The sequence below is a fragment of the Candidatus Omnitrophota bacterium genome (genome assembly GCA_025453395.1).
In the GTDB taxonomy this organism is placed as follows: domain Bacteria; phylum Omnitrophota; class Gorgyraeia; order Gygaellales; family Profunditerraquicolaceae; genus JAlOQK01.
On record JALOQK010000008.1, the window covers coordinates 39,783 to 65,419 of the forward strand.

28 protein-coding genes and 1 tRNA gene are annotated in these 25,637 nt (G+C 42.4%); 2 read left to right on the forward strand and 27 right to left on the reverse strand.

Annotation, left to right across the window (positions count from 1 at the left end; genetic code table 11):
- The 20 genes from MUF05_06895 to MUF05_06990 form a co-directional block, all read right to left on the reverse strand.
- A complete protein-coding gene (locus MUF05_06895) occupies positions 1–1,701 on the reverse strand; it encodes a penicillin-binding transpeptidase domain-containing protein (GenBank protein ID MCU0666801.1) in 1,701 nt (566 codons plus the stop codon).
- A gap of 75 nt (positions 1,702–1,776) precedes the next feature.
- On the reverse strand, positions 1,777–2,145 hold the full coding sequence (locus tag MUF05_06900) for a hypothetical protein (GenBank protein ID MCU0666802.1): 369 nt from the start codon (positions 2,143–2,145) through the stop codon (positions 1,777–1,779).
- 1 nt (position 2,146) lies between these two features.
- Positions 2,147–3,037, reverse strand: coding sequence for a 16S rRNA (cytosine(1402)-N(4))-methyltransferase RsmH (gene rsmH, locus MUF05_06905; GenBank protein MCU0666803.1), 891 nt, complete (start codon positions 3,035–3,037; stop codon positions 2,147–2,149).
- Positions 3,038–3,042: 5 nt separating this feature from the next.
- On the reverse strand, positions 3,043–3,483 hold the full coding sequence (mraZ, locus tag MUF05_06910; GenBank protein MCU0666804.1) for a division/cell wall cluster transcriptional repressor MraZ: 441 nt from the start codon (positions 3,481–3,483) through the stop codon (positions 3,043–3,045).
- 203 nt (positions 3,484–3,686) lie between these two features.
- Positions 3,687–4,595, reverse strand: a complete 909-nt coding sequence (locus MUF05_06915) for a bifunctional riboflavin kinase/FAD synthetase (protein MCU0666805.1) — start codon at positions 4,593–4,595, stop codon at positions 3,687–3,689.
- On the reverse strand, positions 4,579–5,559 hold the full coding sequence (locus tag MUF05_06920) for a bifunctional oligoribonuclease/PAP phosphatase NrnA (protein MCU0666806.1): 981 nt from the start codon (positions 5,557–5,559) through the stop codon (positions 4,579–4,581). Before MUF05_06920 ends, MUF05_06915 begins: the two co-directional genes overlap by 17 nt.
- A 25-nt stretch (positions 5,560–5,584) precedes the next feature.
- The gene (gene rbfA / locus MUF05_06925) at positions 5,585–5,944 is read right to left on the reverse strand and encodes a 30S ribosome-binding factor RbfA (GenBank protein MCU0666807.1); all 360 of its coding nucleotides are present in this window, start codon (positions 5,942–5,944) and stop codon (positions 5,585–5,587) included.
- A complete protein-coding gene (locus MUF05_06930; protein MCU0666808.1) occupies positions 5,899–6,705 on the reverse strand; it encodes a hypothetical protein in 807 nt (268 codons plus the stop codon). The genes rbfA and MUF05_06930 overlap by 46 nt, the downstream gene beginning before the upstream one ends.
- Before the next feature lie 85 nt (positions 6,706–6,790).
- Positions 6,791–7,678 (reverse strand): site-specific tyrosine recombinase XerD, encoded by an 888-nt coding sequence (gene xerD, locus MUF05_06935; protein ID MCU0666809.1) that lies wholly within the window; start codon positions 7,676–7,678, stop codon positions 6,791–6,793.
- A gap of 3 nt (positions 7,679–7,681) precedes the next feature.
- The gene (locus tag MUF05_06940) at positions 7,682–8,305 is read right to left on the reverse strand and encodes an MBL fold metallo-hydrolase (GenBank protein MCU0666810.1); all 624 of its coding nucleotides are present in this window, start codon (positions 8,303–8,305) and stop codon (positions 7,682–7,684) included.
- Between the two features lies 1 nt (position 8,306).
- Entirely contained in the window at positions 8,307–8,879 is a 573-nt protein-coding gene (locus tag MUF05_06945; GenBank protein ID MCU0666811.1) for a hypothetical protein, read from the reverse strand.
- Positions 8,863–10,866: an NAD-dependent DNA ligase LigA gene (gene ligA / locus MUF05_06950; GenBank protein ID MCU0666812.1), complete on the reverse strand. Its 2,004-nt coding sequence runs from the start codon at positions 10,864–10,866 to the stop codon at positions 8,863–8,865. The genes MUF05_06945 and ligA overlap by 17 nt, the downstream gene beginning before the upstream one ends.
- 5 nt (positions 10,867–10,871) lie before the next feature.
- A complete protein-coding gene (locus MUF05_06955; GenBank protein MCU0666813.1) occupies positions 10,872–11,147 on the reverse strand; it encodes an acylphosphatase in 276 nt (91 codons plus the stop codon).
- A 29-nt stretch (positions 11,148–11,176) separates the two neighbouring features.
- Positions 11,177–11,250 (reverse strand) — tRNA-Pro (locus MUF05_06960).
- A 62-nt stretch (positions 11,251–11,312) separates the two neighbouring features.
- A complete protein-coding gene (locus tag MUF05_06965) occupies positions 11,313–11,879 on the reverse strand; it encodes a riboflavin synthase (protein ID MCU0666814.1) in 567 nt (188 codons plus the stop codon).
- Positions 11,872–12,963 (reverse strand): bifunctional diaminohydroxyphosphoribosylaminopyrimidine deaminase/5-amino-6-(5-phosphoribosylamino)uracil reductase RibD, encoded by a 1,092-nt coding sequence (gene ribD / locus MUF05_06970; protein MCU0666815.1) that lies wholly within the window; start codon positions 12,961–12,963, stop codon positions 11,872–11,874. Before ribD ends, MUF05_06965 begins: the two co-directional genes overlap by 8 nt.
- Positions 12,956–13,780, reverse strand: coding sequence for a PHP domain-containing protein (locus MUF05_06975; GenBank protein MCU0666816.1), 825 nt, complete (start codon positions 13,778–13,780; stop codon positions 12,956–12,958). The genes ribD and MUF05_06975 overlap by 8 nt, the downstream gene beginning before the upstream one ends.
- Complete coding sequence (gene nusB, locus MUF05_06980) at positions 13,777–14,202, reverse strand: transcription antitermination factor NusB (protein ID MCU0666817.1); 426 nt, start codon at positions 14,200–14,202, stop codon at positions 13,777–13,779. Before nusB ends, MUF05_06975 begins: the two co-directional genes overlap by 4 nt.
- Positions 14,203–14,204: 2 nt before the next feature.
- Positions 14,205–14,669, reverse strand: a complete 465-nt coding sequence (ribE, locus tag MUF05_06985; GenBank protein MCU0666818.1) for a 6,7-dimethyl-8-ribityllumazine synthase — start codon at positions 14,667–14,669, stop codon at positions 14,205–14,207.
- Between the two features lie 205 nt (positions 14,670–14,874).
- On the reverse strand, positions 14,875–16,086 hold the full coding sequence (locus tag MUF05_06990; GenBank protein ID MCU0666819.1) for a bifunctional 3,4-dihydroxy-2-butanone-4-phosphate synthase/GTP cyclohydrolase II: 1,212 nt from the start codon (positions 16,084–16,086) through the stop codon (positions 14,875–14,877).
- Between the two features lie 509 nt (positions 16,087–16,595).
- Between MUF05_06990 and MUF05_06995 the strand changes: the two genes are divergently transcribed.
- Together MUF05_06995 and thpR are read left to right on the forward strand one after the other, a co-directional pair.
- Positions 16,596–17,060 (forward strand): CinA family protein, encoded by a 465-nt coding sequence (locus MUF05_06995; GenBank protein ID MCU0666820.1) that lies wholly within the window; start codon positions 16,596–16,598, stop codon positions 17,058–17,060.
- Positions 17,057–17,629 carry an RNA 2',3'-cyclic phosphodiesterase gene (gene thpR / locus MUF05_07000; GenBank protein MCU0666821.1) on the forward strand — a complete coding sequence of 191 codons (573 nt, stop codon included), beginning with the start codon at positions 17,057–17,059 and terminating at the stop codon, positions 17,627–17,629. The genes MUF05_06995 and thpR overlap by 4 nt, the downstream gene beginning before the upstream one ends.
- Here the strand turns inward: thpR and MUF05_07005 are convergent.
- The 7 genes from MUF05_07005 to rpsO form a co-directional block, all read right to left on the reverse strand.
- Positions 17,590–18,060, reverse strand: coding sequence for a phosphatidylglycerophosphatase A (locus tag MUF05_07005; GenBank protein ID MCU0666822.1), 471 nt, complete (start codon positions 18,058–18,060; stop codon positions 17,590–17,592). The two genes, thpR and MUF05_07005, sit on opposite strands and share 40 nt — an antisense overlap.
- 153 nt (positions 18,061–18,213) lie before the next feature.
- Complete coding sequence (gene pgsA / locus MUF05_07010) at positions 18,214–18,792, reverse strand: CDP-diacylglycerol--glycerol-3-phosphate 3-phosphatidyltransferase (GenBank protein ID MCU0666823.1); 579 nt, start codon at positions 18,790–18,792, stop codon at positions 18,214–18,216.
- Positions 18,792–20,045, reverse strand: coding sequence for a 30S ribosomal protein S12 methylthiotransferase RimO (rimO, locus tag MUF05_07015; GenBank protein MCU0666824.1), 1,254 nt, complete (start codon positions 20,043–20,045; stop codon positions 18,792–18,794). Before rimO ends, pgsA begins: the two co-directional genes overlap by 1 nt.
- Position 20,046: 1 nt before the next feature.
- The gene (locus MUF05_07020) at positions 20,047–20,829 is read right to left on the reverse strand and encodes a DUF4115 domain-containing protein (protein ID MCU0666825.1); all 783 of its coding nucleotides are present in this window, start codon (positions 20,827–20,829) and stop codon (positions 20,047–20,049) included.
- On the reverse strand, positions 20,822–23,059 hold the full coding sequence (locus MUF05_07025) for a DNA translocase FtsK (protein ID MCU0666826.1): 2,238 nt from the start codon (positions 23,057–23,059) through the stop codon (positions 20,822–20,824). The genes MUF05_07020 and MUF05_07025 overlap by 8 nt, the downstream gene beginning before the upstream one ends.
- Before the next feature lie 4 nt (positions 23,060–23,063).
- Positions 23,064–25,145, reverse strand: a complete 2,082-nt coding sequence (gene pnp / locus MUF05_07030) for a polyribonucleotide nucleotidyltransferase (protein MCU0666827.1) — start codon at positions 25,143–25,145, stop codon at positions 23,064–23,066.
- A 42-nt stretch (positions 25,146–25,187) separates the two neighbouring features.
- Positions 25,188–25,457 (reverse strand): 30S ribosomal protein S15, encoded by a 270-nt coding sequence (gene rpsO, locus MUF05_07035; GenBank protein MCU0666828.1) that lies wholly within the window; start codon positions 25,455–25,457, stop codon positions 25,188–25,190.
- Positions 25,458–25,637: the final 180 nt, after the last annotated feature.

Here is a 25,637-nt window from a genome sequence, read left to right on the forward strand (position 1 = left end):
TTACTTGGCCTCCAATCCTACAGGAAGCTGTTTGGTATTAAGATATTTCAATGAATCTTCGGCTACTTTCTTAAACACCGGAGCTGAAACCACGCCTCCGTAATAAGAGCCGTGCGGCTCATCCACAACTACGACAATGGCAATTTTGGGGTCTTCTGCCGGGGCAAAACCAACAAAGGACGCCATAAATTTTGAATGCGAATAGCCCCTGCCCTCTATTTTCTGAGCAGTGCCGGTCTTACCGGCGGCTTTAACTGAATCCATCTTGGCTAAAGTCCCTGTTCCCTTTTCTACAACCCCTGTAAGTATATTGCGCACCCTGACTGCTGTATCTATAGAAATAACCTTGCGAATCAATACCGGAGAAAATGATTTGAGCGTCTCTGCGTATTTATCCCTTATTTCTTTTATTAAATACGGTTTCATCAGTTGCCCGCCGTTAGCAATAACAGAAATTGCGCTTACAAGCTGCAAAGCAGTAACCCCGACCTCTTGCCCCATGGGCACTGCGGTAATTGATGTCTTCGACCATACGCGCAAATCCCTGACCATGCCGGAGATTTCCCCAGAGATATCTATGCCAAGCTTATTCCCAAAACCAAAAAGTTTTATATACCTATATAAAAGCGGCGCCCCTAAAACTTGTGCCGCCTTACAAGTGCCGATATTGCTAGATTGCTCTATAACTTCGCTGAAGGCCAACCACCCATGCGAAGTGTGGTCATGCAAGATATGCCCTGCTATATAATAAGCCCCGTTCTCACAATAGAACCTATCGGTTTCTTTAACTTTATTTTCCTCTAAAGAAGCGCAAGCAGTAACAATCTTGAATACTGAACCCGGCTCAAACATATCCGCTATCGCACGGTTACGTATATCATCCTTGGAACTTTTAGAATAGTTATTTAAATCATAGCTAGGACGATTCGCCAAGGCCAATATTGCGCCTGTATGCGGATCCATGACAATAATACTTGCCCCATTCGCGCGGTAATGCTTAAACACCTTGTCTAATTCCCTCTCAGCGATATACTGAATAACCTCATCAATAGTTAAGATTACATCATTGCCATCCTTGGGCAGCATCATTTCTTGCCCAAAATCAAGTTTGTTCTGGCGGGCATCGCGCAAGAATATCGCCCATCCGGGCTGCCCTTTTAAATATTGATCACACTTTGCCTCTATGCCTTCAAGGCCTGAATTATCAAGCCCCGCAAAACCAACAACATGGGCTGCCAGATAAGAATTTGGGTAACAACGCTTAGTTTCCTTAATCAAACCTATGCCTTTTATTTTTTCTGCTCTAAGCTTTAAACTTTGTTCCGGGGTAATCTTGCGGGCTACCCAAACAAAAGATTTCTTGCGCGACAATTTCTCTCTGACAGAATCATAATCTAAATATAAAATGGAAGACAACCTGCGGGCAGCATTGTCTTTTTTATCCTCCTGCATGTCTTTGGGGCTGGCGTAAACCGAATCCACGCTTATATTGATTGCCAAGGGATGCATAGTGCTATCGTATATTGCCCCGCGGCGAGGCTCTATCTCCACAAACAGATTATGCTGTTTATTGGCTAAGGCGTTTAGGTATTGCGAACGGAAGAATTGTATATAGAGAAGCCGAAGAATGCAGATAACAAAAATAATAAAGAAGAGTATGAATACAGCGTTAAAGCGGCGGCGGTAATTGGTAATATACACTATTTATAAATATATGAATTCACTCTCCCGGCGTAATTACCGGAAGACAGAAAAATCAAGGTTAAATATTTTCTTTTAAGGCTTGATGGTCTTGGCCTGAGCCTCGCGAACCGTGCCTAACAAGCGGGCAAATATATTCTCTTTGCCGACCGCTTGAGAAGCTAAAACGTGCGTTGATCTTGGGCTATATAGCCTTACCAACTGATAAGAATTTGGCATGCTGTAATCGCTGTTGTCGTAAATTTTATCGCCGATCCGGGTCAAGGACGTATTCTTTTCAATATTATAACGCAGCAGGTTATTCTTATCAAGAAGTTCCTGGAAGAAAACAGCTTTTTTCTGAGTGATATAGGCAAAGCGCACAATCTCGGTCTGTTGGTGCACATAAAGAAGCGAGAGAAAAGTAATTGTTGTAAGCGACAACATAAAACTGCCTAATTTCACTTTATATCCTTTCTGCCACCCGCAACTTAGCGCTGCGGCAGGCGCGATTGCCTTTAATTTGTTCCCATGACGGCTCAAGAGGTTTACGGGTAATAATCTTTAATAATCCGCTTTTCTCTTTCTCGCGGAAAGCTAATTTCACAATCCTGTCTTCCAGGGAATGGAATGATATAACAGCAATCCGCCCGTTTTTTCTTAATAGCCCAATGGCCTTTACTATGGCCTGGCCTAGAATTTCAAGCTCGCGGTTAACCGCGATGCGCACCGCCTGAAAGGTCCGGGTAGCCGGATGTATGCGCTGGTGCCCTCTATAAGGAACGGCCTTAAGCACAATCCGCGAAAGCTCTGCAGTTGTAGCAATAGGGTGCTTTTGCCTTTCCTGCACCAAAAAACGGGCAATGCGATTATGCCATCTCTCTTGGCCAAAATTACGCAAGATGCCGGATAATTCTTCTTCATTTAAATTATTCACTAGATCATAGGCGGATATATAGCTATCCTGATCAAGACGCATGTCTAAAGGGCCGTCCTTGCTGAAACTAAACCCTCTGGCGGGGTCGTCAAGTTGATAAGAAGAAACGCCTAAATCAAGGATTATGCCGTCTACCTGCTGAACAGCTAAACCCAAAAGCACCTTATCTAAATCTACAAAATTGCTATGGATAAAAACACAATTATTTTGATAATCAGATAATCTTTCAGCGGCTATCTTCAGGGAGTTGCTATCTTTATCTATGCAGATAAGTTTACCCGAAGGCCCGATGCGTTTAATAATTTCACTGCTGTGTCCGGCAGTGCCAACAGTAGCATCAACTATAACCTTGCCTTCAGAAAGGCCAAGATATTCTAAAACCTGTTCCAGCATCACCGGATTATGATATTTTATTTCCATAGCCTTTAAGCGTTATCTATAAGTTTTTCAGCAATGGATTCAAAAGACTGCTGGGAGTTGTTATAGAATTCGTTCCATTTATCGCGCGACCAGATCTCAACCCTGTTAGAAACACCAACCACCACCACATCTTTTTTGATCAAAGCGTAGTCTTTCAAATACTGCGGAAGAAGAATCCTGCCTTGTTTATCCGGCACGATCTCTGAGGCCCCGGAAAAATAAAGCCGGTTAAAATTTCGGCTCTCCTGCTTAGTAAAAGACAAAGCCTTAAATTTATTTTCCTGCGTGCGCCACTCTTCCTCGGCAAACATAAAAAGGCAGCGGTCAAGGCCGCGGGTAATGAAAAATCTCTCAATGAAATTATTCTTTGCCGCTTCACGAAAACGAGACGGCAGGATCAAGCGACCTTTACGGTCTATAGAATGGAAATATTCACCGTAGAACATAAATGACCTTCCTTGCTCACCACTTTACTCCACTTTTAACCACTTTGTATTCCCAAGTATATGTATTTTTACTTTTTTTGTCAAGATAAAAAAAAGCCTATAATGGGCTATCACAACCGATAGTGCCCCAAAGATATACAAAACATATATATTGTGGTATTTATAGGAGGTTTTTTAGGGAATTTGTGGGGGCTTTAGAGAAATTAAGCGAAGAATTTATGACAAGCCAAAATATCTTTTTCTATTTGCCGCTTTAAAGATTGCAGGCTGGAGAATTTCTTATCATTGCGGATTTTATTCAGGAAAAATACTTCCATGTTCTTGCCGTAGATACTGCGGGAAAAATCAAAAATATGGACTTCAATATGCACTTTTGGTTTGCAAAATTTTTTATGCAAAGTAGGCCGCGTCCCGATATAAGAAATACCATTGTAAATCTTGCCTTCCAAAAACACCTTAACCGCGTATATGCCTGAGGCCGGCAATACTTCATGATGCGGATTTAAATTAGCAGTAGGCACGCCTAATCTACGAGCTAAAGCATTTCCTTTTATCACTGTGCCTAAAATGCTAACCGGCCTTAATAAAAAATGCCTGGCCCTGTTAAGCTTTCCGGTTTTGATAAGCTGGCGGATATAGGTACTGCTGACCGGCTCTCCATTTACTTTAATCGTATCAAAAACCCTAAGTTTAAATCCGTATTCGCCGGAAAACTTTTTAAGAAACTGCGCGTCTCCTTTGGCATTATGCCCGAAACGAAAATTATTACCTACGTATATAAAACTAGGCTTGATGCGCTTAAAAATAATATTTTTGATAAAGCTGTATGCGGAAATAAGAGAAAATGAGGCGGTAAATCTAATTACCACGCAGACATCAACCCCCAGACAAGCCAATAGATGCAGGCGATGGTCTAAAGAATATAAACTTTGCTTGGCCTTAGGATGAGGATGAAAAGTAACTACAACGCTTTTTGACCCGATTGACGCCGCCTTGGCACAGGCTTCTTCTAAGATTTTCTGGTGCGCCAGATGCATCCCGTCAAACACGCCAAGAGATAAAACACAAGATTTTGTGCCGCGGATATCTTTCAGATTATAGATTACGCGCATTAACCACCCTGGATGTTTCTTTTATTATATCTTGTTCAATCCTGCCTATACCGCCTTCTAAAGTACAACCGCTTGCGCACTTATGCCCTCCTCCGCCAAATAAAGAAGCGATCTTATTCACATCAATCTTTCCTTGAGAACGAAAATTCACCCTGACTTTGCTTCTATCTTCTGGCAGTTTGCGCAATAAAACCGCCGCCTGCACGCCTTTGAGCGCGCGGATATGGCTTAAAATATACTCTGGCAGATCAAAATCGTCTTTCTTTGATAAGGCTGCCTCCGGAATAACTACCCATGCCAATTTTCCGTTACAGGCGGTTTTTACCTGTGAAATAATCTTTGCCGCTTTTTTAAGCGAAGATATCCGGATATCTTCATATATCTTGCGGTAAATCTCAGAAACGCCGATCTTCATAAAAGGCATTAAATCCGCGACCGCCTGATGCGTAAAAGAAGATGTGGTATTGTACCTAAATGATCCCGTATCAGTCATAATCCCGGTGTAAAGGGCATTTGATGATACGCGGTCAAACTTTATTTTAGATTTCTTAAACAGGCGATATACAATTTCAGAACATGAAGAAGCGCCAGCAAGCACCAGATTTACATCTGCGAAATAAGTATTAGAAATATGATGGTCGATATTAAGCACAAAAGCTTTTTTTGTTTTATTAAGCTGCCAGACCTTGCCGCATCTATCTTCCGAGGAACAATCCACCAGGCAAAAACAATCAAAATTATTTTCCCGCTTAAGATTTCTTAAAAGCTTTATTTTATTTATCCCCGGCATAAAACTATATTCTTCCGGAGCAGGGTCATCATTCACGATTATAACTTTCTTGCCTAATGCTTTCAAAAGCTGGGCAATAGCTAATTCCGAACCCAAGGCATCACCCTCCAGATTCTTATGGCTGGTGACTAAAAAACTTTTATGTCCGCGTATACACCTGAGCGCTTTATCCATAAATGCTGCCTCCAAAGAAAAAACATCATTCTTTATTATTTTTCTTATCCATTTCTTTTATCTGATCAATGACCTGCTGGATCTTGACGCTATACTCGCTTGAGCGGTCTTCCCTGAAGTCTATCTCCGGGACAAAGCGCAGTTGAACACGCTCTGCGATTAAACGGCGCACAAACCCTAATGCCGAATCAAGCGCCTGCTTACTTTTCTTATATTCCTGCTCGCCGCCTAAGACGCTAAAGAAAACTTTGGCATAGCGCAAGTCCTGGGTCAATTCCACGCGCGTAATAGTTACAAAGCCTAAACGCGGGTCATTGATTTCGCGCTGCAGGATATTGCTTATTTCTTTATGAATTTGTTCCGCGACTTTCTCATACCTGGCCATTTTTCCTCCAAAAGTTGTAACTGCTCTCTAACCGGAAGAGCCGTCTTCAGGATAGATAGCCGTTGCAGATTTTCTATCTGCCGAAGCGGGTCTTTTTCATTCAAACAAAGGCGCAGCTCACGGGAAATCCTATACCCGGAAATCCTGGAAAACATTTCCAGTTTCAGCGCATCATTGATCCCTTGCAGAGTGCGCGCGTCTATCTTAAAACCAAGCCGCTGCTGTAAACGTGCCGCCCGTAATATCCGCGTAGGATCATCAATAAAGCTTAAATCATGCAAAAACCTTATGGTTTTATCGCGCAGGTCTTTTAAACCGCCAAAAATATCAATCAAATAACCGTAGTCATCAGGATTCAAGCTTATCGCCATAGCATTAATGGTAAAATCCCTGCGCCGCAAGTCATCGAGGATAGAGCCGGGAGAAACTACCGGAAGCGATCCTGGATGAGGGTATTTCTCCACCCTTGAACGGGCGATATCTATTTTTAACCCACCGTCAAAAATAACAGTGGCGGTAAAAAATTTTTTGTAATAAGCTACCTTAAGAAGGCGCTGTTTCTTGCGAAGAAACTCCAGAAATCTTACAACATCTGCCTCTAAACAGATATCTATATCCAGGTTTTTCTTCCTTAAAAGCAAATCCCGCACGCAACCTCCGACAAGGAAAATCCGCGCGCTGCTTGCTTCAGATGCTTCTTGCAGCAAAGCAATTATGGCTTTAACCTGCGATGGTAATTTATTCATTAAATTTTTCATCATTTCTTCCCCCACAACTAAACCCCACCCTTAACCCCTGCCTACCGGCAGGCAGGCACAACCCATAACCCATAACTGACCCTATCATTTAAGGGCGCGGATGATACATCCTGTGGATGCTTTTTAAACGGTCTTTATTTATATGTGTATATATCTGCGTGGTAGAGATATTCGCATGTCCTAACATCTCCTGCACAGAACGCAAGTCCGCTCCATGTTCTAAAAGATGCGTGGCAAAAGAATGACGCAAGATATGCGGCTTGATATGCTTCTTGATCCCGGCCTGGCGGCTGTAACGCTGGATTATTTTCCATAAAGATTGCCGGGAAAGCCGCCCTCCTAAGCGGCTTATAAAAAGATATTCACTTTCTTTCTTGCCTAAAAGTTTAGGCCGCGATGATTCCAAATATTTACGCACACAAGCAATTGCCTTTTTACCTACGGGCACCACTCTTTCTTTATTGCCTTTACCTATGCAACGCAAGAAGCCAACATCTAAATTAACCTCTTTAAGTTTTAAATGCGCTGACTCGGAAACACGCATTCCGGTAGCGTACAATATTTCTAATATCGCCTTATCCCGGATGCCTTGGGTGTCCCGGGAATCTGGCGCGTTCAACAACGCTTCCACTTCGCTTAAAGAGAGAGTCTCCGGGATTTTCTTCCACAGCTTAGGCGAATCTACTAAACTTGTAGGATCTTCCTTCAATACCCTCTCACGCACTAAAAAGCGATAAAAAGATTTTATCGCTGCCAGGCGGCGGGAAATCGAAACCGCCGAAATACCTCTATCTTTTTGTTTAAGCATGAAGCCGCTTATATTATTACGGTTTGTCTGGGACAAAAGCGCAATCTTCTGCGATTCTAAAAAAGCAAAATATGCCTCCAAGTCATCGCGGTAAGAATTTATGGTATTAACAGCCAGACCGCGCTCTACAGAAATATAATCCAAAAATGAATCAATCAACTCTCTCATATCTTATAGATAGGGGTTATGTGTTTTCTCATAAGCTATAGTAGAACTTGCCCCGTGCCCGGGATAAACAACCGTTTTATCGGGAAGAATAAAAAGTTTTTCTTTTATCCCTTTGATTAAACTCTTTTCACTGCCGCCTGTAAAATCCGTTCTTCCAATGCCTTCACGGAAAAGGCAATCTCCGGTAAAAACAATATCCTCTTTTGGGTTTTCCATATATAAAGCCATCCCTCCGGGGGAATGCCCCGGGATATGAAGCACCCTTAAGCTTATGCCTGATTCTTCGATCAATTGCCCGTCTGTTACTGTGCGAATTTGCCCTTTAACACTGTAACCGCAAGAGAAAAAACCGGAAAGATTAAGCATAGGGTCTCTTAATAAAGCCAGGTCATCCTGATGCACATAGACCGGCGCGCCGAATTCATCATCGCAGCCGATATGGTCATAATGCGCGTGGGTATTAATAACCGCCGCCGCAGTTAAGCCATATTTATCTAATGATTTCTTGATCTTTCTAAGGTCATCTCCGGGATCAATGACAATCGCTGTGGAGTTTTTTTCTTTTGCCACAACATAACAATTAACCTCAAGAGAGCCCACCACTACTGTTTCAAGTATAATGCCCATATCATTGCTTCAAATCATTCTTCAATTGTGAATAGGAAAAATCTTTCATGACGTTTCTTTTGATCTTTTCGGCTGTTTGACGGTAAAAAGAAATATTGTTTCCGTAATAATCCGCTCCCACATCTTTCCCCAGGGCCGCCAGATCATTTATATATCCATCAAGCTTGGCCTGTTTCTTCTGGCCAACCAGCGTTTTAATCCCGGCAAGATTTTTGGAAGCTTCTTCTATGCAACTAAGCTGTTTTTTGCGGTTACTTCTGTCATTAAATGACTCTATTAATTCGTCCTGCCAGCTGCGCCAATACAAATAATATTGCCGGTATTGATCTACTTTAGATATTTCAGGCCTAACATATTCCTGCGGGGCGATAACCATTTCCTCCTGCTTCTGCTCTGCGGGTTTCTTTTTGCGGGTGAACTTACGCACAAACGCATCACAGCCTGCCAACAAGGGAACGACCATCGCCACAACCAAAATCAAACTTATACTTTTTGAATTAGGCCTGCCACTGGCGCTTATGCCTAATTCACACTTGCCTCTGGCAAGTGTTGACTCCTTATTTTTCTCTTCCATTTATCATCTCCTTGAACTTATCTTCGTTGATAATCTTAACCCCCAGAGAAACCGCCTTGTTGTATTTTGAGCCCGCGTTTTCACCTGACACCAAAAAATCCGTGTTCTTGCTTACCGAACTAGAAGCATCTGCCCCTAGTTTGCGCACTAATTGTTCCGCCTGCAAACGGCTATATTCTTTTAATTCTCCCGTAAAAACAAACTTCTTCCCGGATAAAATCTGCTTAGCAGAATCCGGCACATCCTCATGCGTATTCAAGCCAGATCTATTTAATTCAGATATTAATTTCTTAACCGACTCTTGCGCGAAGTAGTCTTTTATTGAACCTGCCATAACCGAACCAATTTCATATATTTCATCCAGGTCTTCAAGCCTGGCGTGCATTAAATTGTCTAAATCCTTGTATCTTTGCGCCAAGATAAAACTAGCCTTCTCTCCGACATGACGAATGCCTAAAGCAAAAATAAGCCGTGACAGCGGCTGTTTTTTGCTTGCCTCTATGGCAGCAAGCAGGTTATTGATCTTCTTATCTTTAAATAATTCCAGATTCGCCAATTCCCTGGCAGAAAGTTTATAAATATCCGCGAAATTGCGCACTAAATTCATGCTCACCAGCTGCTTCACCACTGACTGGCCAAACCCCTGAATATCCATAGCCGTGCGGCTGGCAAAATGAAGAAGCGCGCGCTCTATCTGCTGCGGACAAGAAGGATTAATACAGCGGTAAGCCACGTCTTCATCTTTTTCTTTGAAGATTTTTTCTTTGCATACCGGGCAGGCCTTAGGTATCACAAAAGCTTTTTTGCCTGAACTCTTAACTACTTTGACTATTTTCGGGATCACATCCCCAGCTCTTTCAATTAATACCGTATCCCCGATACGCAATCCTAAACGTTTAATCTCATCAAAATTATGCAAAGTAGCAGAACTAATAGTCACCCCAGAACATTCCACGGGTTTTAAGCTTGCGCTGGGGGTGATAACCCCGGTCCTGCCAACATTCAAAACAATATCTAAGATTTCCGTGGTGGCCTGACGCGCAGGAAATTTATAGGCAATCGCCCAGCGGGGGCTTTTCATGGTCGCGCCAAGTTTATCCTGATCGCTTAAAGAATTAAGTTTAATTACCATCCCGTCTATTTCATAATCCAAAGAGTCCCGGTTTTTCTGCCAGAATTCACAATAATCAATCACTTCATCAAAATTCCTGCATAATTTATTCTGCGGGTTAACGCGCATGCCAAAATTTTTAATCTTTTCTAGAAATTCCCAATGGGTTTTAAAATTCAACCCCCTGCAATACCCCAAGGAATGCGCGAAAAAACTAAGCCTGCGGCTGGCGGTTAAAGAGGTATCCAATAATTTTAATGAACCGCTTGCGGCATTACGCGGATTAGCGAATAAGGCTTGGCCGTTTTCCTGTTTTTCCCTGTTCAAAAGCCTGAAATCTTTCTTATCCATATAAACCTCGCCGCGGATCTCCATTAATTCAAAAGCATCCCCTGACATAAAAACAAGCGGTATCGCGCGGATAGTCTTAATATTTGCGCTTACATCTTCTCCAGTTTCTCCATCGCCTCTTGTGGCAGCTTGCGTAAGCCTTGATTTTTCATAAGTAAGATTTGCACTTATCCCGTCAATTTTCAATTCTACTACATACTCAATACTATTACCTGCGACAAGTTTTCTTACGCGATTATCCCAATCCTTTAATTCTTGCACCGAATAGGTATTATCCAAAGAAAGCATCTTGGCCTTATGGCGCAAAGCGCCAAACCCATCAATAATCCCAGAGCCCAAACGCACCGTAGGAGAATCTTCTGTCTTATATTGCGGGTATTGCTCTTCAAGATGCTTAAGCTTCAAGATCAAATCATCATATTCTTTATCCGCAATCTGCGGCTGTGAAACAGCATAATACAAATAATCATGTTTTCTTATTTCCTGCCTTAAAATTTCTATTTGTTTTCTTGCTTTTTGGCTCATATTTTCTAATGCATTATCTTAAAATCAGGAAGACTAACGCTTGCATTATTCCAATGCTCCTGTTGATCAGTGATATAACCGGAGAAATTATCGCTTATTTGATCAAGATATTGTTTTAGGCAAGGCTGCGGACCTTGAGCAAATAATTCTACTCTGCCATCGGAGAGATTCTTTACCCAGCCTTTTACGCCAAGTTTACACGCGATATCTCTGGCAGTAAAACGAAAACCTACCCCCTGGACGCTTCCGCTGTAATAGATATGCACCTGTTGGCCTGACATGGGCTTATTCTGGTGAGATGATTTTAAAATCGGGGGAGTGGGACTTGAACCCACGGCCTCAGCGTCCCGAACGCTGCGCTCTACCAAGCTGAGCCACCCCCCGTTATTTTCCGAAATTTAACTTTACAAGTATAGCAGATTTCCGGCGGGCGAACAAGCGCAAAATTAGACAACGCCATGCATGTCGAATTCCAAATTAACTTTATCTGAAGGCCCCTTAAAAGACAAGGTGGTATTTTTAAGGGTATGCGGGATAATATAAACAAAAAGGGAATTTGAAAGCTTCTGCATTATAGTCAGGCTTATTCCATCCACGGCAATAGAACCTTTAGGAGAAACATACTTAATGAATTGCTGAGGAAAGAAAATCTGGAAGAAAGTATTTCCTTCGCGTATGCCTTTCTTGCGGATAAGCCCTTCACAATGGACATGGCCATTTACTAAATGCCCGGAAACCCTGTCGCCAAATTTAAGCGCCTTTTCCAAGTTCACCTTATCCAAAGGCCTTAAACTCTTAAGATTGCTATCCTTTAATGTCTGCGGCATTGCCTCAAAAGAAAGCATTTTATCTTTTTGCCCCACCAAAGTAAGGCATACTCCATTGACCGCTATGCTGTCCCCGAGATTAAGGCCTTCAGTAATCTTAGAAGCGATAATTTGGATAAGCGTAACATTGCCCCGGCGGGAAATAAGATGGACGCTTCCTAATTCTTCCACAATTCCGCTAAACATAGGCCTGAAAGAGAAAATCTTCCCCTATTTTATTCACCGTTACATCTTTTAATTTAAAAGCGCTCTGCACTTTTTCTATGCCTTTGCCCATGACTGAAGAGATTGCCTCTTTCCCCCCGATAATCTTGGGGCTGGTAAAAAACATGATCTTATCCACCAGCTTCTCGTCAAAAAGAGACCCCACCAATGTGCCTCCGCCCTCTACAAGAATGTTAGTTATCTGAAGCCGGGCCAATTTCTTCAAAGCATCCCTTAAATTCACCTGCCCATTCTGGGATTCTTTAACCTCAAGAATCCTCGCCTTAGAAGAAAGATCGCCTCTGTTCTGAGTTTCTTGAGCCGGCTTAACCGGCAGAGTAACAATAATCACTTCGCTTTTCTTTTTAAAAATATTGGCACCGGGTGGAGTGCTTAACTGACTGTCCACAATAATCTTTTTTAGTTCTTTCTGGGAAAACCAGGGGTCAAGATAAGGATTATCCCTTAATACGGTATTAACCCCCACCATGATCGCGTCAAAACCGGCCCTTTTCTGATGGGCAAAAGCGCGAGAACGGTCAGATGTAATCCATTTAGAATCTCCCGTACGCGTGGCAATCTTTCCGTCTAAAGACTGGGCGATCTTAACAGTAATAAAAGGCACATTCCTGGTAATATATTTAATGAAAACTTCATTCAATTTTCTCAATTCGTCTTCCATTACTCCAACTTCTACTTTTATCCCATTCTGCTTTAAGATTTCCACTCCCCTTGTATTATTCAATGGGTTTGGATCGATCATCCCCACAACAACTTTCTTTATCTTGCTTCTTATGATCGCCTCAATACAAGGAGGAGTCCTGCCGTAATGCGCGCAAGGCTCTAAAGTAACATACAAACAAGCACCTTCTGCCTTGCTGCCCGCCTGCTCTAAAGCCATAACTTCAGCATGGACACTACCAGCTTTCTTATGATAACCGGTTGCGACTATTTTTCCGTGCTTTACCAAAACAGCCCCCACCATAGGATTAGGGCTAGTCTTACCCTTGCCTTTTAAAGCAAGCTTCATCGCTTGACGCATATAATACTGATTATTCTTATTCATTTATTTTCCTGGCTTGTTTTAATTTCTCTACTAACTCATAGGGGATCTTTGCCTGCCCGATTTTCACATCCGGCTTGGCTTTACCATGATAATCAGAACCACCGGTAACTAAAAGCTTATACTTATCCGCCATCTCAAGATAATATTGCGTAAGAACAAAATTGTGCTCCGGATAATAAACTTCTAAACCCTGCAAACCGTAACCGACAAACTCTTCAATAAGCTTGTCGTTTCTTAATAGATAAGGGTGCGCCAATACCGCGATGCCTCCAAAATCCTTGATAAATTTTATCGCCTCAATAATAGTAAAACGAAAACCACAGACATAGGCCGGGCCATTATCTCCGATATATTTCTGAAACGCCTCTTGGGTTGTCTTGATCAAGCCCTTTGCAAACATCGCCCGCGCGACATGCAATCTGCCTACTGTGCCCTCACCGCCAATATCAAAGACATCTTTAGGATCTAAATCCACTCCTATATTCTTTAGCTTAGAGCAGATTTTATATACGCGTTCTTGGCGGATAGTCTTCAAGGATTCGAGTTTATCTTGAAAACTTTTCGATAAATAATCAATAAAATAACCCAACAAATGAACCTCTATCCCGCCATGATCAACGCTAAGCTCTATCCCCGGGATAACTTCCAAGCCCTGCTGTTGGGCGTAAAAGCTGGCGGCAAGCAATCCCGAAACAGTATCATGGTCAGTAATCGAAATAGCCGCGAGATTTGTCTTTTTTACTTTAGCAATAAGCTGTTCGGGCTCAACTGTGCCATCGGAAAAAGTAGTATGCAGATGCAGATCGGCAAAACTCATAAATCCTTGATGTGTTTTTGTTTTTCCTGCTTGATTTTATCAACAATGCCGTTTACAAACTTTCCGGATTCAGGCGCGGAGAATTTCTTGGCTAAATCCACAGCTTCATTGATAGCAACCTTAGGCGGAATATCATCGCAAAACATCAATTCATAGCAGCTCAAGCGCAGGACGTTCCTATCCACCACCGCCATTCTATCCAGCCTCCAGTTAGTGGCATATTGCGAAATGATCTTATCAAGAGCTTCCTTATGGTCAAGCACGCCCTGAACTAACTGATTAGCAAAACTCTGCGAAACCTGCTCTACATCTTCACGGCTAGACCAGAAGTCAGGCATAGTCTTATCATCAAACTGGCCTGTTATGTCAATCTGATATAAAATCTGCAGAGCGCATTCCCGCGCTAATGTGCGTTTACGCATTTTTAGATTTTCTCCATGATGTTTGCCATCTCTATAGCGCTTATGGCAGCGTCTTTACCTTTATTGCCGTCTTTGGTGCCAGCGCGTTCAATAGCCTGTTCAATTGTATCAGCGGTAATCACCCCAAAAATAACCGGCAAACCTGCATCTAAAGAAACCTTGGCTGTGCCTTTTGAAACTTCCGCAGCCACATAATCGAAATGCGGAGTAGAACCGCGTATTACTGTGCCTAAACAGATAAGCGCGTCGTAGGTTTTAGATTCAGCCATTTTTGATGCTACTAAAGGCAACTCAAATGCCCCCGGCGCCCAAACCAATGTTATATCTTTCTCGTCAGCTCCATGCCTTACCAAAGTATCAATACAGCCAGCAACCAATTGCTTAGTCACAAAATCATTAAACCGCGAAGCAATGAGCGCGAATTTCTTTTGTTTTGCGATTAAGTTTCCCTCTATTGTTTTTACCATGTTTCCTCCTTTTTTTTATCAACTAAATATATAATCCCAATAACCAATGACCAAATCTCAATCACCAAATAAATTCCAATAATCAATAACCAATTTACCAAACAGGTTTGGTAAATTGGGCAATTGGTAATTGGTTATTGTTTGATTATTGGTGCTTGATAATTGGTTATTAATCATATGAACTATTGATATTTATGCCCACTATTCACCTTATATCTAAATGATGACCCATCTTCTCTTTTTTAGTCTTAAGATACCTGTAATTAACATTGTTAGGCTCTATCTCTATGGGAAGCCGCTCAACAACTTTAAGCCCATACCCTTCAAGCCCTACTATCTTGCGTGGATTATTGGTCATAAGACGGATATTCTTTATTCCTAAATCCACCAAAATCTGCGCCCCAATGCCATAGTCGCGTAAGTCCGGCTTAAAACCTAAAGCCTGATTTGCCTCTACTGTATCAAGGCCTTTATCCTGAAGCGCGTAGGCGCGGATTTTCTCTACCAAACCAATGCCTCTGCCCTCCTGATTCATGTATAAGATGACACCTTTTTTCTCTTTTTCAATAAGCTGCATGGCTTTTTTAAGCTGCCTGCCGCAGTCACAACGTAAAGATGAAAAAACATCCCCGGTTAAACATTCTGAATGCACCCTGACTAAAACATTTTCATTGCCAAATTCACCCATAGCCAAGACTGTATGCACCTGATTATTCACCAAATCTTTATACAGAATAAGCTTATAAGTACCGTATTCGGTTGGGACATCTGTTTCTGCAACCCGCTTAATTAATTTTTCATAACGCCTGCGGTACTGAATTAAATCTGCGATGGAACATATTCTTAGGTTATGCCTAGAGGCAAATTCCTTCAACTGAGGCAATCTTGCCATAGTGCCGTCTTCATTCATGATCTCGCAAATAACCCCGGCCGGATACAAGCCAGCGAGTTTAGCTAAATCCACGCAAGCTTCAGTATGGCCAGAACGCACCAAGACCCCGCCCTTCTGCGCCCTTAAGGGAAACAAATGGCCCGGACGGATCAAATCTTCCGGCAAAGACTGCGGATTAATCAACACTTCTATTGTATGTGCGCGGTCATGCGCTGAAATGCCAGTGGCAATCCCTCTGGAAGCATCCACAGAAACCATCCAAGCGGTAGAAAATTTGTCTTTGTGGAAAGAAATGTTTTTATCCATAAACATAGGCCCTAAATTAAGCGCGCTAAGCCTTTCTTCTTCCATGGGCACGCAAATAAGGCCTCTGCCGAATTTAGCCATAAAATTAATGTGTTCGGCCTTAACAAAAGAGGCAGCCATCAAAAGGTCGCCTTCGTTCTCGCGGGATTCATCATCCACGACTACGACCATTTTGCCGTTTTTTAAGTCTTCTAAGATTTCTGGAATTGAGTTAAACATAGTTTAGCTGGATATAGTCTAATTTTTTTACATTGTTTCTGATTATACCCGGCGCAACTTGATGCGCCGGTATGTTGTCTTCTACAACAAAAGGCCCGAAGAACATTCTCTTCGGGCGAATAGATATTACTATTAATCATCTTCTCTCATCTGGACTTTGCGCAGATAGCGCACGCCGATCCTTAAAATAGGATCGGGCGACGCCTACTATGCGTGCCTGGCTACCCCCAATTCAATTTGATGAATTGGGGTGCCTTTTCTAGGCTACCATCGGTACTGGAATTACACCAGTTCATGCCTGTTTAAGGCTTGCGGACTGTTACACCCGGCGCAATTTGATGCGCCGGTGTGCGCTTGCCTAAGCTACACCCGGCGCAATTTGATGCGCCGGTGTGCGCTTGCTGCGCTACCGCCGGTCGGGAATTTCACCCTGCCCTGAAGATTAAGCTTTATTATATAGGTAAAAGTATCCTTGTCAATATATTTAATCAAAGGTATAATGTTATATTATGGAAACCATTGCCAAACAAATACATACGCTGCTGATTAAGAATAAAAAGACTGTTGCTGTGGCTGAATCCTGCACTGGAGGATACACCTGCATGCTTCTCACTCAATTTCCAGGCAGTTCTGCTTATTTCTTAGCTGGGATAGTAGCCTATCACAATAGCTCTAAAACAAAACTATTGGGTATTTCCAAAGAGATCTTAAAAAAACACGGGGCGGTAAGCGCCATTGTAGCAAGAAAAATGGCTGAGCATATCCGTAAAACTACCGGCGCAAACTTAAGCATCGGAATAACCGGCATTGCCGGCCCATCTGGAGCAACAAAAAATAAACCCATAGGAACAGTATTTATCGGCTTGTCAGGAAAAAGGCAAATTGTTAAAAGATTTCTATTGCGCGGCACAAGAATGGATATACAGAAAAAAACTGCTTTAAAAGCCTTGCAACTATTAAAAAAAATAATATGAGGGCCTTTATCGCTATAGAACTTGACCTTGCAGCAAAGAAAAAAATATCTTCCCTGCAGCAAGAACTAAAAAACCTGTCTTGCGATGTAAAGTGGGTTGATAGCGACAACCTGCATTTAACCTTAAAGTTTCTTGGGCAGGTCCCAGAAGAACAAACAGATCAAATCTGTTCTGTGCTGGAGAAGATGGCAAAAGAAAAAACGCCCTACTCTATTGCCCTTGATTGCATAGGAGCATTTCCAAACCCCAGAAACCCTAAAGTAATCTGGGTGGGAACTAGAAAGCAAAATCAACAAACACAGAATATATTCAATCAAATAGAAGAGGATTTAAGCCATCTGGGGATACCGAGAGAGGAAAAAGATTTCTCTTGCCACATAACTCTGGGCAGATCAAGAAATACGCTTAAATGCCAAAGGATTGCCTCAGGCGTAGAGAAACTGGATAAGAAAATACTTGAAAACCCTATTGAATTTACAGTGCAGAAAATAACTCTTTTTGAAAGCAAGCTCTCAAAGGAGGGGCCGGCTTACCGACAGCTTAAAGCAGCCCACCTTAAAACTGCCTGAAGAATCATATTAGTGTAAAAGGCGGCCACTAAATCATCCGCCACAATCCCCCATCCTGCTTTTGCCGACTGAACAAGATACCCCGGATAGGGCTTAATAGTATCCATGGCCCTGAACAAAATAAAAGCCATCAGGATTACTTTTACGCTGTAACACGGCAGCAAAGCTAACGCAAGAAGCATCCCAAGGACTTCATCTATCACAACTGCCCCGGGGTCTTTCTTATGGAAAAGCCTCTCCGCGCTTTTCCCTAGAGCTACTCCTAAAACAGCTAACAATAAAACCAAAGAAAAATATATGGCCGGGCTTGATTTAACCAATAAAAACAAAAATATCCCCGCGATACTGGCGAATGTCCCTGGAGCTGCCGGAAGATAACCAATATAAAAGAATGTAACAATAACCTCAACCAATTTATTTTTAAAGCGCATTTGCATGTTCTTAATCTTATTGGATAGAATGAGTAGTTAGTATGGGTAGCAAGGTTAGGATGAGAATTAGAATGAGGGAAATATTCTTAATAATTCCCCGCAACCCACCCCCATCCCCGACTCACAACTCAGAACTCAGAACTCATCCTATCTTTAAAGCTTAGTAATAATCTTACGATTCTTCCAGAAATAAGAAAAACCCGAATAGAGTGTCATGCCCACGGTAATAAACATTAAGATATTTATCCCCTGACGGAAGAATTGTTCCCAACCCGGGCTCCAGTTAAAATATTCTAACATTGTTTCCTTAAGCACGATAAACCCTAAGATAAGAAGGATCGCCGCCATTTGGGAGACTGTTTTATGTTTTCCGGAACGGCTGGCTGAAAGGACTTTTCCTTTATTAAGCGCAAACAGCCTTAATGATGTTACCAGCAACTCACGTGATATAATAAACACAAACATCCACGCATCAATCAATTGCATCTGCACGAATACCGCGAAAGCTGAAATCACAAGGATCTTATCTGCAATAGGGTCCATAAGCTTGCCGAAATCCGTGACCATGTTCCTTTTATGGGCGATCCTGCCGTCAAAATAATCTGAAATAGCCGCCAAGATAAATACTGCCAAGGCTATGATCTTTGCCCAAAGCCCGTGCACAAACAAAAAGAACATGAACACAAACGATAAAATAATCCTTAACACAGTCAAACGATTAGCTAAATTCATCAGATTGCCTCTCCTACCAAGTCGTATTCCATGGTATCTGTAATCTTAACTCTTACTAAATCGCCCGCCAAGAGTTTTCTCTTGAACTTTACAAAAACGTTTCCGTCAACTTCCGGAGCATCATGCTGGCTTCTGCCGATATAAACGCCATTTTCTTCTTCTTCAATAAGCACATCAACAACCTGCCCCATCATGCGCAGATTAACACCAGTGGATATCTGCTGCTGTAGTTGCATAATCTGATCAAAACGCTCCTGTTTAACTTTCTCAGGGACCTGATTCTTCATTTTAAATGCCGGGGTGCCTTCTTCCGGAGAATAAATAAAAACCCCCAGCCTTTCAAATTTAACTTCTTTAACAAAATTCAAAAGCTGTTTAAAATCTCTATCCGTCTCTTGAGGAAAACCCACGATAAAAGCTGTCCTGATAGCTGCCTGCGGGATTTTTCCCCTTATTGCGCCAATTATCTGGCGAATATTATTTTGTGAAACACTCCTGCGCATCAACTTCAGGATGCGATCTGAAATATGCTGCAACGGCAGATCTATATACTTAAGAAGCCGCCTGTTATAACGCATAATCTCAAGCAGATCATTAATAACTTTGATGTCCGGATAAAGATATAACAAACGTACCCAATCAATATTCCGGGTATTTTCTAGTATCTTCTTTACAAGCAAAGATAACCTGCTTTGCCCGTATAGGTCGCGCCCGTAAGAACTTATATCCTGCCCAATGATATTAAGTTCACGCACACCCTGTTTATCAAAGAGCTTTGCCTGTTTTATTAAGGTTTCAAGGGGTAAACTTTTTAAGCGGCCCTTGATCTTTGGGATGATACAAAAGCTGCAGCTGTTGAAACACCCCTCGCAAATCTTTAAATACGCCAGATGATTAGCTGTCAGCGGATACCTTTTATTTTGGGCGGACAAATCAAAACTGCCGATAAAGGCATCAACCTCGGGTAACTCTTTTTGCAACTTTTCTTTATACCTTTGCGCCAAGCAACCGCAGACGATAATCTTCTTAATTTTCCCGGACTTTTTAAGCTGGATCAAATCAAGTATTACGTCAATGGACTGCTTCTTGGCATCATTTATAAAAGAACAGGTATTAACTATCCCCGTGTCTGCTTTATCAATATCAACTATTTTATAGCCCTTACGGTCAAGCTGGCCAAGCAATAGCTCTGAATCTACTAAGTTGCGCGCACAGCCTAAACTTATGATGCCGATCTTCTTCTCTGGCAGCATGCTATTTTATTTGCAGGCCCTGCTTTGTAACAAGAATATTATTTACCGCCTGATTTTTTCTGCCCAGAGAAGAAATCATCTTGCCATTTATCTCTATATCCACGCAAGAGGCGTCACTTAAGGAAAATTCAATTTTTTCTTTGGCAACCCAAGTTTCAAATCTTCCTTTCTTAAGAATACTCTGAAACATAACTTTACCGTCGCTTCTTAATTTAATATAACAATTTTCCCGGGCGCGAATACTTAAACGGATAAGATCATCTATCACAATCGGGGCTGGCGCAGACCTGACAGAAGCGGGAGAATTCCTCTGCTTCGGGGCAAACTGCCGGCTATGAGATACTGCTTTAGAGCGCAAAAAATAGGAAGCCTTTTTAATCAAGCGCGCGGCTATAAAAACAACCAACACAATAACAAGAATAAACACAAAGTTTCTGGCGTTACGCCTAACAAAAACAATAACCGGAGATTTTAACAGATTAAAAGAACTTTTCTTCTGCGGAATATGCGCCTTAATATTCTGTTGATGCTCTTCTTGGACATGCATTTTGCCCGCAACGATCTTGGATTCCGGAACAAATTCCTTATAGTCCTGGCCTAAAGATTGGGCGTATATCTTTAAGAAACCTTTTAGGTAAATGGGGTCAACGCTTACAAAATTATCTTCTTCAATCGAACGCAGAATATTAAGGTGGATTTTAGTTTTTTTATGGACATCTTCTAAGGTTAACCCCTTAGAAAGCCTTATTTCTTTTAGCCTGTTTCCTATGCCCTGATTATCCATTTTCTGCCTCTGTTTCTTTGACACCGCTGGAATTATTCATTACCGACTGCTTGATCCACTCTTCACGGTTGATAAGGATCTGCCGGGCTTTACTGCCCTCAAACGGCCCGACTATGCCTTCGGCTTCCATCATATCCAGAATGCGCGCAGCCCTGGTATATCCCAGGCGCAAACGGCGCTGAATGATCGATGCTGATGCCTGGTTTGTCTCCATAACTATTCTTACCGCATCGTCAAAAAGCTCATCCCTTTGATCGCCCATCATATTTGAACGCTGCTGTTCCTTCAATATCGCTTCATTATAAACCGGCTTGGCTTGAGCGCTTATAAAACCAATTACTTTTTCTATTTCTTTATCCTTGACTAATGAGCCTTGAGCGCGGGTTAACTTTTCTTCCCCGGGCTTTAAGAAAAGCATATCCCCTTTTCCTAAAAGCTTATCCGCTCCGTTCATATCCAAAACCGTGCGGGAATCAACCTTAGAGGCAACCTTAAATGAGACGCGCGCAGGAAAGTTAGCTTTAATAACCCCTGTCACAACATCAACCGAAGGCCGCTGTGTGGCTAAAACAAGATGGATCCCCACCGCGCGGGATAATTGCGCCAAACGGGTAATCGCGCTTTCAATCTGATCGCGCGAAACCATCATCAGATCTGCCAACTCGTCAATAATCACCACAATATAAGGCATGCCGGGAGCAGGGTCTTTTTTCTGATTATAGGATTCAATATTGCGGGTACCTTCTTTGGCTAGAAGCTGATAGCGGTCTTCCATTTCCCCGACAATCCATCCCAAAGCTGCGGAGGCCTTTTTGGCGTCTGTAACCACCGGGCACATCAAGTGCGGCAGGCCATTATATGCAGCTAATTCCACCATCTTAGGATCAACCATCACCAGCTTTAATTCATGCGGAGCTAACTTATATAAAAGCGACAAAATAAGCGAATTCACGCAAACAGTTTTTCCGCTTCCGGTTGTTCCGGCAATCAAAAGATGCGGCATGTCCGACAAATCCGCGATAACCGGATGGCCGGAAATATCCTTGCCAAAAACAACGGGCAGTTTGTATTTTGCGTGCTGGAACTGTTCGTGAACAAAGACCTCTTTTAAATAAACAATACTGCCTTGGGAATTTGGCACCTCAATGCCGACCCTGGCCTTTCCCGGTATAGGAGCGACAATGCGCACTGACGGGGCCTTCATTGCCAAAGAAATATCGTCATTCAAAGCGACAATACGGTTTAATTTCATCCCCGGAGCAGGCTCTAACTCATAACGGGTGATCACCGGGCCGCGTTCAATATCTGTAACCTTAACCTGGATCCCAAAATCATTCAAGGTATCCTCAAGTATGCGCGCGTTTTCCTGAAGGTCCTCTTTTAACTGCCTCTCTTCAGGAGGAGGCGGAGATTCCAAAAGATCAAGCCCAGGCAAAACATAGCCGCCGATTTTTACTTCCTCCTGGCGCACTTTTATTTGAGATTCTTGCGGCTTACTTTTTATCTGGATATTCGGTTTAGCCGCCAATGAAGAGGTAAGGTTATTTTCTTTGATAACTACTGGCTGGCCGGCTGTCTTAAGCTGGAATTTAAGCTTTTTATCTTCTTTGGCCTGTTTTTCAGAGTTTGCAGATGCGCGATTAACGTCAAATTTGACCTTTACTTTATTTTTAGCAAGAGCATTGAAATTTCCGAACAGGATATTCTTGAATTTCTCCGAGAAGAAACGCACAACAACAGAAATAAGCATTTCGGTAACAAGAGCAAAAGATAAAAGCGCCAAGGTAATAAATATAATATACCCGCCCAGCTTTCCGAAATAGGCGTTTACAAAACGCGCTGATATAAACCCTAATGCCCCGCCGTGGGAAAAACTTACTATTTGATCTTTATCGCTTGCTAATCCGATGATAGAGCTTATTGAAATAAGAAATAATACTATGCCTAATATACGGATCAAGCGTAAATCAAGTTTTTCATGCTTAAAAAGCTTAATGCCTAAAAATAGAACCAAAAGCGGGATAAAATAGCTGGCCCAGCCAAAAAGAAATAGGCATGCTCCAGCAAGGTAGGCCCCAAATGTGCTGATCAGGTTTTTAGCAGGGATATTCGGATGCGAAGTATAAAAGGCAAGGTCAAAGACAGTAAAAGAAACAAGGCTTGCTAAGATTATAAGCCCTATGGCTATAAGGATTACGCCTTTTATTTCATTGAATCTTCTTTCTTTCACTTTATTAAGAAGCTTGATCTGCTTGTTTCTTACTTAAGTTGATGCGGCCCATTTCATCAATGCCGATGACCTTGACTTTTATCTCATCGCCGAGCTTGACTACTTCTTCCACATTCTTAACAAAACGATCGGATAATTCCGAAACATGCACTAAGCCTTCTTTCTTAGGGGCAATCTCACAAAAGGCCCCAAAAGGCATTATTCTTTTTACTTTACCATTATAGATTCTGCCAACTTCGATATCATCGCTAATAGCCTTAATCATCCGGATAGCATCTTCTGCTTTAGCTGTATCAGTAGCGCCGATCATCACGGTACCGTCATCCTGGATATCAATAGTTGTGCCGGTGGCGGCAATAATAGCCTTAATATTCTTTCCTCCGGGGCCGATAAGCTCTCCAATTTTCTCTGGATTAACTTTAATCCTGATAATCCGCGGGGCATAAGAACAGACTTCCTGGCGAGCCGAAGAAATAACGCTATCCATCTTATCTAGTATGATAAACCTTGCTTCTTTCGCCTGATTCAAACAACGTTCAAGCAAGTTTAAATCTATGTAATCAACTTTTAAATCCATCTGAACAGCAGTTACCCCTTTACGGGTACCCGCGACTTTAAAATCCATATCCCCGAAATGGTCCTCTACTCCGGCAATATCAGTCAAAACAATGTTCTCGCCGCCTTCACGGATAAGGCCTAAGGCCACGCCGCTGACATTGCTTTTAATCGGAACTCCGGCGTCCATCAAGGAAAGGCTTGCGGCGCAAACCGTAGCCATACTAGACGACCCGTTGGATTCTAATATTTCTGAAACTACTCTTGTGGTATAAGGAAATTTTTCTTTATCCGGCATTACCGCCAAAAGCGCTTTCTCGGCTAATGCGCCGTGGCCGATTTCACGCCTTCCGGGGCCGCGTACCGGGCCAGTTTCCCCTACGCTAAAAGGAGGAAAACTATAATGCAGCATAAAAGACTTGGATTTTTCTCCCTCCAAGGCCTCAACCAATTGCTCATCATCGCCTGTACCAAGAGTTGTAACCGAAAGGCTCTGGGTCTGTCCTCTTGTAAAAAGCCCTGATCCGTGTGTGCGCGGCAGGATCCCGACTTCGCAGGAAATCTGCCTGATATCATTGAATTTACGGCCATCTACACGAGCTTTATCATGAACTATTTTCTGCCTGACCTGCTTTTTCTCTATTTCATGCAGGGCGGATTTTATCTGAGCAGGCAAATAACCAGCAGGAACAAGAATATTCTCTATTTCTTTAGAAAGAAGGTCAACGGATTCTTCTCTTTGCTCTTTTTTGGCCAAATTATATACTTCTTTTAACTTATCTGCTGATAACTCTTCTGTCTTTTTCAATAATTCTGGGTCAATAGTCTTATACTCTACGGTTGCCTTGGGCCTACCGTAACTGGCGGCAAAATCTTTTTGCAGCTTTAAGACAGGCTTGATATTCTCAAAACCAAAAGCTACCGCTTCTTTAAAAAGCTCCTCGGATATTTCCTGCGCCTTTGATTCAAGCATAATAATACCTTTATCATTGGCAGCTACCACTATATCAAATTCACTTTTCTCTAATTGCGCGTAGGTAGGATTTAAAACAAGGTTGCCGTTTAAACGGGCGACCCGGCAGCAAGCCAAGGGGCCATTAAAAGGGATATCGGATATCGACAAAGCCGCCGAAGCTCCGGTTACCGCCAAGATATCCGGGTCGTTTTCTCCGTCACTTGACAAAACAATAGCCATAATCTGCACATCATTATAAAGCCCTTTTGGAAAAAGCGGGCGGATTGGACGGTCAATAAGCCGCGCAGTCAAAATTTCGTTTTCTGAGGGCCGGCCCTCCCTTTTAAAGAAGCCTCCGGGGATCCTTCCCGCGGCGTAAGTCTTTTCCTGATATTCTACGGTAAGAGGGAAAAAATCTATGCCCTCCCGGGGCAGCTTAGACATACATACCGTGACCAAAACTACCGTGCCGCCACAGACAACAGTAACCGAACCATTGGCCTGTTTGGCCAACTTCCCGGTACTTATAATAATGTCCTGCTGGCCGAACTTTAATTGTGTTTTATTAAACTGCATACTTTCTGCCTTTCTAGAGGATAACCTTGGAGAAAAATCCGCTTATTTGCGCAAATTTAGCTTACCAATGATTTCTTCGTATTTTTTGGTATCTTTTTCTTTAAGGTAATTAAGGAACCGGCGCCTTTTGCCAACCATCATCAAAAGCCCTCTTCTAGAGTGATGATCTTTCTTGTGCGATTTAAAATGATCGGTCAAGGAATTGATCCTCTCGGTCAGAATGGCTATTTGCACCTCGGCTGAACCAGTGTCCCTGGCATGCAATTTGTACTTCTCAATGATATCTTTCTTCTTATCTTTAACTAGAACCAACTTATCCACCTCCTTTAGAAAACCTTATTATACGCAAATTAGCCCTTTTAGTCAAATAATATTATTAGCTGTAAGCTGTAAGGCGAATTGCAACTCTAATTGCGACAAAATTTAAATCCCTGATCAAAGCCGTTACTTTGTAAGTATTCGCTAGCTACCTGCCTGGGAGTCTTATACCCC